The organism is Janthinobacterium sp. C22, from assembly GCF_057919405.1.
Genome location: NZ_CP193659.1, coordinates 6,576,524 through 6,588,563, shown reverse-complemented (window position 1 = coordinate 6,588,563; position 12,040 = coordinate 6,576,524). Strand labels below are relative to the sequence as shown.

Annotated in this window: 7 protein-coding genes, 1 tRNA gene and 4 pseudogenes; 7 read left to right on the top strand and 5 right to left on the bottom strand. The window is 63.4% G+C overall.

What is annotated here, in order from left to right; translation table 11 throughout:
• Positions 1-34: 34 nt before the first annotated feature.
• The 3 genes and pseudogenes from ACRHIG_RS30965 to ACRHIG_RS30955 form a co-directional block, all read right to left on the bottom strand.
• Positions 35-1,701 (bottom strand): annotated as a pseudogene (locus tag ACRHIG_RS30965) (putative bifunctional diguanylate cyclase/phosphodiesterase).
• Between the two features lie 155 nt (positions 1,702-1,856).
• Complete coding sequence (locus ACRHIG_RS30960) at positions 1,857-2,303, bottom strand: hypothetical protein (protein WP_489628964.1); 447 nt, start codon at positions 2,301-2,303, stop codon at positions 1,857-1,859.
• A gap of 195 nt (positions 2,304-2,498) precedes the next feature.
• Positions 2,499-2,804, bottom strand: coding sequence for a PsiF family protein (locus ACRHIG_RS30955; protein ID WP_071079602.1), 306 nt, complete (start codon positions 2,802-2,804; stop codon positions 2,499-2,501).
• 266 nt (positions 2,805-3,070) lie between these two features.
• On the opposite strand from ACRHIG_RS30955, the pseudogene ACRHIG_RS30950 reads away from it, so the two are divergent.
• Positions 3,071-3,609: pseudogene (locus ACRHIG_RS30950) on the top strand (DUF2058 domain-containing protein).
• A 155-nt stretch (positions 3,610-3,764) separates the two neighbouring features.
• On the opposite strand, the gene ACRHIG_RS30945 reads toward ACRHIG_RS30950, so the two are convergent.
• Both ACRHIG_RS30945 and ACRHIG_RS30940 read right to left on the bottom strand, forming a co-directional pair.
• Positions 3,765-4,766 (bottom strand): hypothetical protein, encoded by a 1,002-nt coding sequence (locus tag ACRHIG_RS30945; protein ID WP_489628963.1) that lies wholly within the window; start codon positions 4,764-4,766, stop codon positions 3,765-3,767.
• Between the two features lie 245 nt (positions 4,767-5,011).
• Positions 5,012-5,087 (bottom strand) — tRNA-Phe (locus tag ACRHIG_RS30940).
• Positions 5,088-5,273: 186 nt separating this feature from the next.
• Between ACRHIG_RS30940 and dkgB the strand changes: the two genes are divergently transcribed.
• From dkgB to ACRHIG_RS30910, 6 genes and pseudogenes are all read left to right on the top strand, one after another.
• Positions 5,274-6,098, top strand: a complete 825-nt coding sequence (dkgB, locus tag ACRHIG_RS30935; RefSeq protein ID WP_489628962.1) for a 2,5-didehydrogluconate reductase DkgB — start codon at positions 5,274-5,276, stop codon at positions 6,096-6,098.
• Position 6,099: 1 nt separating this feature from the next.
• Positions 6,100-7,000, top strand: a pseudogene (locus tag ACRHIG_RS30930) (TIGR03571 family LLM class oxidoreductase).
• Positions 7,001-7,101: 101 nt separating this feature from the next.
• On the top strand, positions 7,102-8,310 hold the full coding sequence (locus ACRHIG_RS30925; protein ID WP_489628961.1) for an FAD-dependent monooxygenase: 1,209 nt from the start codon (positions 7,102-7,104) through the stop codon (positions 8,308-8,310).
• A gap of 156 nt (positions 8,311-8,466) precedes the next feature.
• Positions 8,467-9,183 (top strand): DsbC family protein, encoded by a 717-nt coding sequence (locus ACRHIG_RS30920; RefSeq protein ID WP_475414543.1) that lies wholly within the window; start codon positions 8,467-8,469, stop codon positions 9,181-9,183.
• A 129-nt stretch (positions 9,184-9,312) separates the two neighbouring features.
• Positions 9,313-9,771: a (2Fe-2S)-binding protein gene (locus ACRHIG_RS30915; protein WP_070292451.1), complete on the top strand. Its 459-nt coding sequence runs from the start codon at positions 9,313-9,315 to the stop codon at positions 9,769-9,771.
• A 10-nt stretch (positions 9,772-9,781) separates the two neighbouring features.
• Positions 9,782-12,037 (top strand): annotated as a pseudogene (locus ACRHIG_RS30910) (xanthine dehydrogenase family protein molybdopterin-binding subunit).
• The last annotated feature ends 3 nt before the right edge of the window (positions 12,038-12,040 follow it).

The following is a 12,040-nucleotide window of genomic DNA, read 5'->3' as shown; positions in this document are numbered from 1 at the left end:
AGCGGAGGAGTTTCGTGCAGGAAATGTCGGAAAGCTAAGCTTGATGCCGGGCCAGCCAGGCGGGAAAGTCGTCGAGCGGCATCGGCCGCGCATACAGGAAGCCTTGCAAGCCGTCGCAATCGTGGGCGATCAGGAAGTCGGCTTGCGCCTGCGTTTCCACGCCCTCGGCCACGACGCGCAAGCCCAGGTGGCGCGCCATGGCCAGGATCGCCTGCACGATGGCCGTGCCGCGCGCGTCGTGCGGCGTGTCGTCGATGAAGCGCTTGTCGATTTTGAGTTCGTACAGCGGCATCGAGGTCAGGTAGGCAAGGCTGGAATAGCCGGTGCCGAAATCGTCGATGGAAAAACGGATGCCCAGGTCCGCCAGTTCGCGCATGCGCGCCAGCGAGGCGTCGCGCTGGTCGATCAGCAAGCCTTCCGTCAGTTCCAGGATCAGGGCGCCCGCCGGCGTGCCGTGTTCGGCCAGCGCCGCCTGCACGCGGGCGGCGAAATCGGGCTGGCGGAACTGGGCCGGACTGACGTTGACGGACAGGGGGCCGGCTGGCCAGTCTGCGCCTGCGCCAGCAGGCTGGCGGCGCGGCATGCTTCGCGCAGGGCCCAGTGCCCGAGCCTGACGATCAGCCCCGATTCCTCGGCGATGGGGATGAACACGCCGGGTGCGATAAAGCCGCCGTCCGCCTGCGGCCAGCGCATCAGCAATTCGGCGCCCGTCAAGCGGCCATGGCGGTCGACCTGCGGCTGCACGTGCATGCACAATTGCCCCAGGTCGAGGGCGCGCGCCAGCGCCCGTTCCAGGGTCAGGCGGCGCTCCACGCCCGCCTGCATGGCCGCTTCAAAGAAGGCGATGCCGTTGCGCCCTTCCGCCTTGGCGCGGTACATGGCGATGTCCGCTTCGCGCAGCAGGTCGTGCGCCTGTTGGCCCGCTTTCGGCAGCAGGGTCACGCCGATGCTGGCGCTGCAATGATAGGACTGCGCGCCGATGTCGAAGTCGCGCGCGATGGCGGCGCGGATTTTCTCGGCCACCTGGGCCGCCGCGCGGGCGGCGTTGTCCAGGTCATCGGCCAGGTGCGCCAGCAGCACGACGAATTCGTCGCCGCCGATGCGCGCCACCGTGTCGGCCTTGCGCATCAGCTGCGCCAGCCGTTCGCCCGCCAGGCGCAGCAGCGCGTCGCCCGTGGCATGGCCGCGCGCGTCGTTGATGTGCTTGAAGTGGTCGAGGTCGATGAACATCAGCGCGCTGATCGTATGGCCGCGCGGCGCGGCGGCCAGCAGGTGGCCGATGCGGTCCATCAGCAGGCGCCGGTTGGGCAAGCCCGTCAGCACGTCGTAGAAGGCCAGGCGGTGGATGTCCGCTTCCGATTTCTTGCGCTCGTCGATTTCGCGCTCGACGGCCACCCAGTGCGTCTGCCTGCCGTCCGCATCCGTAAACGGCACCAGTTCCGCTTCGACCCAGTATGCCTTGCCGGCCTTGTTGTAGTTCAGCAATTCCGCCCTGGCCGGCTGGGCGCGGGCCATGGCGGCGGCGATGCGCGCCAGTTCGCCCGCATCGGTGGCGGGGCCCTGCTGGAACAGCAGGCTGCGGCCCAGCACCTCGGCGCGCGCATAGCCGCTGCTGCGCTCGAAGGCGTCGTTGACGAAGATGATGCGCGTGGCCGGCGCCGCGCCCGTGCCGGCGGGGGCATCGGCCACTTCGGCGATCATCACCATGTCGTTCAGGCGGGCCAGCGCCGTGGCCGTCAGGCGCAGCTCGGCGTTCAGCTGCGACAAGGCCTGGCTGCTGTCTTCCAGGTGGCGCAGCAGAAAGGCGCAGGACAGAGTCAGCACGGCGGCGATAAACAGGAAGTTCAGGGCCACGATCAGCGCGCGCAGCACGGGAGAATCGGGCGTGCCCGGCAGGCGCAGGGCGACGTCGGGATGCAGACCGAGGAAAAGATGGTCAGCGTAGTCAGGACCAGGGTCGACAAGGCGGGCCGCATGCCCAGCAGCAGTGCCGCCAGCACGGGCATGAGCATCATGTAGATCTGGCTGACGGGGCCGATTTTCAGCAGCAGGCCCACGCCCACCAGGTAGGCGACGATCAGGAATTGCCACACGCGCCAGCGGTAGGACAGGGCGCGACTATGCCAGATGGCGCCGATCCAGCCGATGGCCAGCAAGTCGAGGGCGACGATGGACCAGATCGCTTCGCTCGCTGCCAGCAGCGCGCTGGGAATGGCCGTGACGACGCCAAGCAGCAGCACCGCCTGCAACAGGCGGGTAAAGACCTGACCGCGCCAGTGTGCGAGATCGTTCGACGCCGCCACGCTGCCGTCCTTTCTCCAGAATGCCGTATAACCGTACTGAGCTGTAGGTTGATTAAATACTACGCGCTATCTTTCTCCATGTCATCTTGATCATTAAACATGGTTGCATGCGTGGCGGCGTGTTGCCGGCGAAAAAAGCCAGCCTTTCGGCTGGCGTTGTGCAGCGAAGCGCATGCAGGCGCGTCGAAGCGGCGCTTATTTCTTGGGCGCGCTCAGGCATTCTTTCATGAACGCCTTGCGGGCGTCGCCCTTCATGTCCTTGGCGTCGGCATTGCACGTTTTCATCTTGTTTTGCTGCGTCATGGCCGGCGCCGGCTTGGCGCTCAGGCATTCCTTCATGAAGGTCTTGCGCTCATCGCCTTTCTTGCCGGCGGCATCCGCATTGCAGGTGGTCATCTTCGACTGTTGCGCCGTCTTGGCGGCGGGCGCCGCTTCCGGTGCGGCGGCAAAGGCGGTGCTGGCAAACGCGGCGGCGATGCATAGGGCGATTAATTGTTTCATGGCAAATCCTTGTAGACGCAGTCAGTGGAAGGGGACGTGCAAGCGGCAGACAACTGCCGATATGCAAAACGTAACTAACTATATGACATTTATCAACAAAATTTCCACTCGAGTGTTTCTTTTTGTTACTGGCCGTTGTCAAGTGCCTGCCCGCTGGCCAAGGCAGCCATGTTGCGGCGGCAGCGGCCCCTTTTTTGCTATGCTAGCGTCTTTCCACCGGCCGATGCCGCTGCCTTGGCCGGGCGCACCCTCAATACGGAGTAGTTATGGTCTCGTTGCAAGAGCAGTTTTTAAAGGCCGGCCTGGTCGACAAGAAGAAGGTCAAACTGGCCAACCAGGACAAGAGCAAGCAAAAAAGGACGAGCGCAAGAGCGGCACGCAAAGCGTCGACGAGGTGCGTCTGGCCGCGCTCGAGACCCAGCGCAAGAACGCGGAACGCGCGCGCGAGCTGAACGCCCAGCGCGATGCGGCCGCCAACCAGAAGGCCATCGTGGCGCAGATCGCGCAAATGGTGCAAAAGAACCGCCAGAGCAAGGGCAACCACGGCGACGTGCCGTACAACTTCACGTTCAACAACAAGATCGAGCGCATCTACGTGACGGCCGCCGTGCAGGCCCATCTGGTGGCGGGCCGCCTGGTGATCGTCTGCCTGGGCGGCGCCGTGGAACTGGTGCCGCGCATCATCGCCGACAAGATCGCCGAACGCGACCCCGCCATCGTCGTGCGCGTGAAACAGGCCAGCACGCAAGTGGACGAGGACGATCCGTATGCGGCGTTCCAGATTCCCGATGATCTGATGTGGTAAGAACGATGGGGCTGGCCGCAGCCGGCAGCCTTGCTCGACTCAATAAAAACGCCAACCCGAAGGTTGGCGTTTTTATTGGCGCGGCAAATTTTGTTACCCGGCGCAAGCAAGGCGCGGGGAGATGCAAGGCTAGGCGGGCATATGGCCAGTTGCCATTACTGCGCTGCGGGCGCGCTTCTCTCATTCGTGGCTTGCCTGGCAGCAGGCAGGCCAAATGACGCTGGTAATCGCCCCAGGATTTCGCCAGTGATGCCGGAGTAAAAAACGATGCCCAAGATATTCCCAGTAAGAAATACTCTATCTGTCGTAGTCACGTCGATTTGTTGTGGTGTTGAATCGGACGACTCGAAGTCGTAGGCAATGTAAGGCGATGCCAGCTGCATCACGACCATCGCCTTCAAGACCGGCAGTTCTTTTGCCGCGACGGCATTTTCCAGCGTAAACTGGAATGCAGGTTTTATGTATTGGGTGTAGCCCCGGTCAATATCCAGGAATGGGATGCGATTGACGGCAACGCCCATCGTGGATGTGTACGTTTCTTCAATGGGATAGTAGCCGCGATAGGTGCTGCGTCCTTTATAACGGCCTTTCGAGTTCAATTTGGAACTCAAGTCAAACAGGTCCAGTCCTTTATAGGAAGGCTTGTTGATGTCATAGTCAGGCGCGCCGATGCCATTCAAGTCTCGTGTGCGGGGAAAGACATACAGCTTCACTTTTCCCGTATCCGCATTGAAATCGTACCCAATGCCAACGGAATAGGCTCCGTCTTTTTTGACGGAAACAACAAAGGCCAGTGCATCATTCAAGCTCGAATCCGCCACCACTTTTTCGTTCAGCGCTGCCGCCATTCTGCGCTTGTAGTCAGCCGTCGATTCAAACTCCCCCTTTTTCTCGCGCACAAATTTTTTGACTGCCTCGATGACCGCGCCCAGCGGCAAGCCTGGATACGCCGGATCGAGGCGGTCGCTGTCGAGCATCTCCATGGAAAATTTCTCCCCCTCCACCTTTCGTTCCCATGGCCTGTGCGGGACGGCACTCTTCTGTTCCTGAGGCGTTGCGCTCGATGGGCTTTTCACTTGCTCTGCCACTTGCGTGGCCTGTGCCGTGCCCATACCGGCAAGTGCGCTGGTGGCAGCCAGCAAGAGCCATTTTTTCATTCTCATCATCCTTGATGCCGGTATTAATGTTTATTTAATTTTAACATGCTTCCCATGGGGAATATCTGCCGGTACTGGTGTCTCGCGTCAGGCTGCCGGGCCATGCGCTGGAGGGGAAATACCGTATCGGATGAGGGGAGGATGCCGGCATGCGGCCGGAATAGGGGGATGCTGCGGTGAATTGGCGCAGTCCACAAACAAAAACGCCACCCGAAGGTGGCGTTTTTGAATGTAAAACGAATTCTTGGTGGCCCGGGGCGGAATCGAACCACCGACACAAGGATTTTCAATCCTCTGCTCTACCGACTGAGCTACCAGGCCAAGGTGGCGAATTATAGCAGACCAAAACGGGAATGCAAGAGCCGGCTGCGACTTTTCCTTGATTTACTGCATAGGTATCGCTTTAGTTGCTCGCAGATCAAATATGATTTGATATAAACGGTATTTTTCTCAATAAAGGAAGGGCGCATAGTGTGGCCATCGTTACTGACTTGAGAGGATTACCGCATGCACGCCACTACCCAACACACCGCCATCCCTGAAATCGGTCTGGGCACCTTCCGCCTGCAGGGCCAGGTCGTCATCGATTCCGTCACGACGGGCCTCGACGTCGGCTACCGTCATATCGATACGGCGCAAATCTACGGCAACGAAGCCGAAGTGGGCCAGGCGATCGCGGCCAGCGCCGTTCCGCGCGACGCACTGTTCGTCACGACCAAGATCTGGATCGACAATCTGCAGCGCGACAAGCTGATTCCCAGTTTAAAAGACAGCCTGCACAAGCTGCGGCTGGAGCAGCTGGATTTGACGCTGATCCACTGGCCGTCGCCGCAAGATGCGATTTCCGTGGCCGAGTACATGGCGGCGCTGCTTGACGCCAAGGCGCAGGGGCTGACCAGGGCCATCGGCGTATCGAATTTCACGAATGCGCAGCTGCGGCAAGCCATCGATACGGTGGGCGCCAGGGAAATCGCCACGCAGCAGGTCGAGATCCACCCCTTCCTGCAAAACCGCAAGGTCGTCGATTTCGCGCGCAGCCAGGGCATCCACATCACGGCCTATATGCCGCTCGCGTACGGCAAGGTGATGGCGGACCCCGCGATCGCGGCCATCGCAGCAAGACATGGCGTGACGCCGGCGCAAGTGGCCTTGAGCTGGTCGCTGCAGCAGGGCTTTGCCGTGATTCCGTCGTCGACCAGGCGCGCCAACCTGGAAGCGAACCTGCATTTCCAGCGCATCACCCTGTCGCCGGACGAGATGGCGCAGATGGCCACCCTGGAACGGGGCGAGCGCCTGGCCAACCCGGACGGCCTGGCGCCGCAGTGGGATTGACATGGGCGCCATGACGAAGCTGGGACAGGGCGGTTTCAGTATCGGCCTGGAATTGCCGCTCGACAATGACTGGTCATCCACGGGGCGCCAGGCGAATGCGGCCTCCAGCCGCGAGCCGGGCGAACCTGATCTGCAACAGCATGCGGCGCTGGCAAAGTTGGCCGACCGCCTGGGTTTTCGGGCCCTGTGGCTGCGCGACGTGCCCCTGTACGATCCCTCGTTCGGCGACGCGGCCCAGGTTTTCGAGGTATTTACGTATCTGGGCTATTTGGCCGGCATCACCGAGAACATCTTGCTGGGCACGGCCGCCGTGGTGCTGCCGCTGCGCGAACCGGTGCTGACTTTAAAAGCGGCGGCCAGCGTCGACCAGTTGAGCGGCGGACGCCTGCTGCTGGGCGTGGCCAGCGGCGACCGGCCCGTCGAGTATCCCGTCTTCGGCCGCGACTTCGATCAGCGCGGCGCCGCCTTCCGCGAGCAGGTCGCCATGCTGCGCGACTGGGGAGATATGCGCCTGCCGCCCGGCATCCGCCTGCTGCCCAAGCCGGCTGCGCCGTTGCCGCTGCTGGTGGCGGGGCTGGCGCAGCAAACGCCGGCCTGGATAGGCGCGCAGATGGATGGCTGGCTCGCCTATCCGGGCACGCCGGAAGACCATGCCCGGCGGCGACAAGCCGTATGTCAGCTTCATCCACCTGGACCTGGATGACGATCCGACCTTGCCGCTGCAGCGCTTCCGCTTCGGCGGGCGCGCGGGGCGCGATGGACTGATCGCCGAGCTGCACGCCATGCGCGCGGCCGGCGTGCGGCATATCGGCCTGCAGCTGCGGCATAACCGCCGCCCGCTGGCCGAGACGATGCAGGAGATCGGCGAATACGTGCTGCCCGTGTTTCATGGCGCCGCTTGACCTGGGGCATGCGTTCTGTACTTCCGGACTAGCTGAAAAGGGTGGGGCAAACGCTATAATGACCGCATGAACAGTCCCACTCCCCCACCATGCGGCGCTTCATGCACAGCCACAGCGACGTTTGCATCGTCGGCAATGGCGCCATCGCGAAAACCACGGCGCTGGCGTTTGCCCAGGCAGGACAAAGCGTCACCCTGTTATCCCCCGTGAGTCCGCCCGCATCCACATCCACTTCTGCCGCCAAGCCGGTCGAAGCCAGCTGGGATGTGCGCGTGTATGCGCTCAATCACACGGCGCACCAGTTGCTGTCGTCGCTGAAGGTATGGGGCGCCCTGGAGGCTGACAGGGTGGCGCCCGTCGACGCCATGCTGGTCAACGGCGACGGCGCGCAGGCGGGCGGACTCGGTTTCGACGCCTACGGCGCGCATGTGGGCGCACTGGCGTGGATCATCGAAGACCGTAACCTGGGCCAGGCGCTGGACGCCGCCCTGAAATTCGCGCCGAACGTCAGCGTGCTGCAGGGCCGTGCCAGCCGTCTGGAATGGACGAATGATTCGGCCATCGTGCACCTCGACGGCGGCGACACCATCACCTGCGCGCTGGTGGTGGGCGCCGACGGCGCCCAGTCGTGGGTGCGGGGCCAGTGCGACATCGGCCTCGATTACCGCTCCTACGGCCAGCGGGGCGTGGTCAGCAACTTCGCCTGCGAAAAGCCGCACCATGGCGCGGCCCACCAGTGGTTTACGGGCAGCGAAGGCATCGTCGCGCTGCTGCCGCTGCCGGGCGAGCGCGTCTCGCTGGTCTGGTCGGCGCCCGATGCGCTGGCCGATACCCTGATGTCCGAACCGGCCGACGCCCTGGCCGCGCGCCTGGCCGCGTACTGCCACGACAAGCTGGGCAAGCTGACGCCCTTGCAGCCGGAACTGGTGCGCGCGTTTCCCCTGACCCTGATGCGCCCGCACGCCATGGTGGCGCCGCGCGTGGCTTTGGTCGGCGACGCCGCCCACGTGGTCCATCCGATGGCCGGCCACGGCATGAACCTGGGCTTTGCCGACGTGGCGCAGCTGGTCAAGACGATCGGCGAACGCGAAGCGCACCGCGGCATCGGCGACGAACGCGTGCTGGCCCGCTATGCCCGCGCGCGCAAGGAAGACGTGCTGCTGATGCAGCTGGCCACCGATGGTCTGGCGCGGTTATTTGGCGCCGATCTGGAGCCGTTGCGCGTGGTTCGCAATTTGGGATTAAACTTGCTGGATAAATTACCGGCCCTGAAGCGAAAAATGATCTCGCACGCATTGGGACATCCGTAAATATCAGCGTATCTTAAGATATCGCCGGATAATGGCAGCAGTGAAAATTCAAGGTCGCCGCAGCTGGTCTGCGGCGATCGTTTTGTTAAAAGATCGCCGCCGGACCAGAGTCCAGTCCCGCCAGGCGTGTCAAGTGGAGAAGTGATAGTGATCAAAATGAGCAGAATCGCATTGGTACTGGCCTCGGGCCTGATGATGTCGTGCGCCGGCGCGGAAACGCCGACGGAAGCGAGCATCAAGAAGCTGATCGAGCCGCGTCTGGGCGAAGGCGCCAAGGTGGACTCGGTCAAGGAAACCCCGTACGGCGGCCTGTATGAAGTGCGCACGGGCGGCGACATCCTGTACACGGACAAGAACGCGCAGTACCTGTTCGTCGGCCACGTCTTCGACGCCAAGACTTCGCAAGACCTGACCAAGGTGCGCCTGGACGAAGTCAACCGCATCAAGTTCTCCGACCTGCCGCTCGACTCGGCCATGAAAACCGTCAAGGGCAATGGCAAGCGCGTGATCGCCGTGTTCGAAGATCCGAACTGCGGCTACTGCAAGCGCTTCCGCCAGAACGCGCTGAAGGAGATCGACAACGTCACCGTCTACACCTTCATGTACAACATCCTGTCGCCGGACTCCATCGTCAAGTCGCGCAATGTGTGGTGCGCGCCGGACCGCAACAAGGCCTGGGATGACTGGATGTTGAACGGCAAGGCACCAGCCACGGTCGCCGCCAATTGCGCCAATCCGCATGAAAAAATCCTCGCCCTGGGCCAGCAGCTGCGCGTCTCGGGCACGCCAGCCATCTTCTTTGCCGACGGCAGCCGCATTCCAGGCGCTGTCGATGCGAAAACGCTGGAACAGAAATTCTCGACCATTAAGTAATCCGGGCTGTCGCCAGGAAGGCTGGACGGCGCGCCCTCGCAAGGCGCGCTTTTTTGCGTTTTTTTCCGCTGTCGTATCATCAAGTGTTGTTTGTAGACGCCATAACAATCCAAAAAGGGGAAGCAGCAGATGATTACCTTGAATATCAACGGACGCGACACGCAGGTCGACGCCGATCCTTCCACGCCCATCCTGTGGGCGCTGCGCGATAACCTGAACATGACGGGCACCAAGTTCGGTTGCGGCGCGGCCCTGTGCGGCGCCTGCACGGTGCACCTCGATGGCCAGCCGATCCGCTCGTGCATCACGCCGATTTCCTCGGTGGGCGCGCAAAAGATCACCACCATCGAAGCGATGGAAAACGACCAGGTGGGCAAGGCCGTGCAGGCGGCATGGGTGCGCCACGACGTGCCGCAATGCGGCTACTGTCAGAGCGGCCAGGTGATGAGCGCGACGGCGCTGCTGCGCACCAACAAGTCGCCCAGCGATGCCGACATCGACGGCGCCATGAGCGGCAACATCTGCCGCTGCGGCACCTATCAACGGATCCGCGCAGCCATCAAGGACGCGGCCAAGACCCTGGCCTGAGGAGAGCGACATGCGTATCGAATGGTTGAATCAGGAAGCATTGCAGCACGGTGGCGTGACCCTGGGCGCGGCGCTGGCATCGGCTCCGGTGGCCGATGGCGTCTCGCGGCGCGGTTTCATGAAGGCAGGCGCGGCGGCGGGCGGCGGCTTGATGCTGGGCTTTTTCCTGCCCGGCGCGGGCAAGCTGGCGCAGGCGGCCGATGCCGCCCCCGCCAAGCCCGTGTATGCGCCGAACGCCTTCCTGCACATCGCCCCCGATAACACGGTGACGGTGCAGGTGAACCGGCTGGAATTCGGCCAGGGCGTGCAAACGAGCTTGCCCATGCTGATCGCCGAGGAACTCGACGCCGACTGGAGCCTGGTGCACGGCGCGCTGGCGCCGGCCGGCGAGCAGTACAAGGATGCCGCCTACGGCATGCAGATGACGGGCGGTTCCGGCAGCATCGCCCATTCGTTTACGCAGTACCGCGAAATCGGCGCCAAGGCGCGCGCCATGCTGGTGGGCGCCGCCGCCGCGCAGTGGAAAGTCAATCCCGACCAGATACGGGCCGCCAAGGGCGTGCTGTATGGTCCCGGCGGACAAAAGGCGACGTATGGCGAGTTTGCCGACGCGGCCATGCGCCAGAGCGTGCCCGCCACCGTCAAGCTGAAGGACCCGCGCGAATTTTCCATCATCGGCAAGCCCGTGAAACGCCTGGACGCGGCCGCCAAGTCCACGGGAAAACAGCAGTTCGGCATCGACTTCAAACCGCCCGGCGCGAAGGTGGCCATGGTGGCGCGCCCGCCCGTGTTTGGCGCGAAAGTGGCGAAATTCGACGCCAGCAAGGCCAAGGCGATCAAGGGCGTATTGGAAGTATTGGAAGTGAAGACGGACCGTGGCGGCAGCGGCGTGGCCGTCATCGCCGACGGTTACTGGCCCGCCAAGCAGGGGCGCGATGCGCTGGTGATCGAGTGGGATAGCAGCGCCGTGGAAAAGGTCAGCAGCGACAAGCAACTGGCCGCTTTCAAGGCGCTGGCGAAAACGCCGGGCACGGTGGCGCGCGCATTCGATGTCGCCGCACTGGCCAAGGCGCCGAAAAAGATCGAAGCCGTCTATGAATTTCCCTACCTGGCGCATGCGCCGATGGAACCGCTCAACTGCGTCGTCGACCTGCAGGCCGACAAATGCACGATGTGGGTCGGTTCGCAATTCCAGACGGGCGACCAGGCGGCGATTGCCGCCACGTCCGGCCTGAAACCGGAGCAGGTGACCCTGCACACGATGATGGCGGGCGGCGGCTTCGGCCGGCGCGCCGTGCCCTCGTCCGACTACGTGGTCGAAGCCGTCAACGTGGCCAAGGCATACCGGGCTGCGGGCAAGAGCGGTCCGTTAAAGCTGATGTGGAGCCGCGAGGATGACATCAAGGGCGGCTACTACCGGCCGTCGCATGTGCACCGCGCGCAGATCGGCCTCGACGCCAAGGGCAAGATCCTCGCCTGGGACCACACCATCGTGGGCCAGTCCATCATGGCCGGCACGCCGTTCGAAGCCTTCATGGTGAAAAATGGCGTCGACGGCACCATGGTCGAAGGCATGGGCGAGCCGTATACCCTGCCGATGAAACTGTCCGTGCACACGGCCAAGGCCAACGTGCCCGTGCTGTGGTGGCGCTCCGTCGGCTCGACGCATACGGCCTTTGTCATGGAAACCCTGATCGATGAAGCGGCGCACGTGGCGAAGATGGACCCCGTCGCCTACCGCAGGCAGCTGATCGACGCCAAGCACACGCGCCACCTCGCCGCGCTGGACCTGGCCGTGGCCAAGTCCGGCTATGGCAGGAAGAAGCTGCCGAAAGGGCAGGCCTGGGGCGTGGCCATGCACGAGTCGTTCAACTCCGTGGTCGCCTACGTGTTGACGGCCTCCGTGGTCGAAGGCGCGCCCAAGCTGCACGGTATGGGCGGGCGTGCATTGCAACCTGGCCGTCAACCCCTTGACGATCGAGGCGCAAGTACAGGGCGCCGCGCTGATGGCGCTGGGCATGACCATCCCCGGCGCGGCCATCACGCTCAAGGATGGCGTGGTGGAGCAGCAGAACTTCGGCGACTACCCGGTGCCGCGCATGCCCGACATGCCGGTGATCGAGGTGCACTGGTGCCGTCGGGCGACGCGCCGACGGGCATGGGCGAGCCGGGCGTGCCGCCGCTGGCGCCCGCATTCGCCAATGCGCTGTTCGCCCTGACGGGCAAGCGCCTGCGCAAGCTGCCGTTCGATCTGGCGGCCGCATGACGG

Excerpts from the sequence above, each read along its gene's own strand:
- ACRHIG_RS30920 (WP_475414543.1), top strand. The coding sequence starts at position 8,467 with ATGAGCAGAATCGCATTGGTACTGGCCTCGGGCCTGATGATGTCGTGC.
- dkgB (WP_489628962.1), top strand. The coding sequence starts at position 5,274 with ATGCACGCCACTACCCAACACACCGCCATCCCTGAAATCGGTCTGGGC.
- ACRHIG_RS30925 (WP_489628961.1), top strand. The coding sequence starts at position 7,102 with ATGCACAGCCACAGCGACGTTTGCATCGTCGGCAATGGCGCCATCGCG.
- ACRHIG_RS30945 (WP_489628963.1), bottom strand. The coding sequence starts at position 4,766 with ATGAAAAAATGGCTCTTGCTGGCTGCCACCAGCGCACTTGCCGGTATG.
- ACRHIG_RS30955 (WP_071079602.1), bottom strand. The coding sequence starts at position 2,804 with ATGAAACAATTAATCGCCCTATGCATCGCCGCCGCGTTTGCCAGCACC.
- ACRHIG_RS30915 (WP_070292451.1), top strand. The coding sequence starts at position 9,313 with ATGATTACCTTGAATATCAACGGACGCGACACGCAGGTCGACGCCGAT.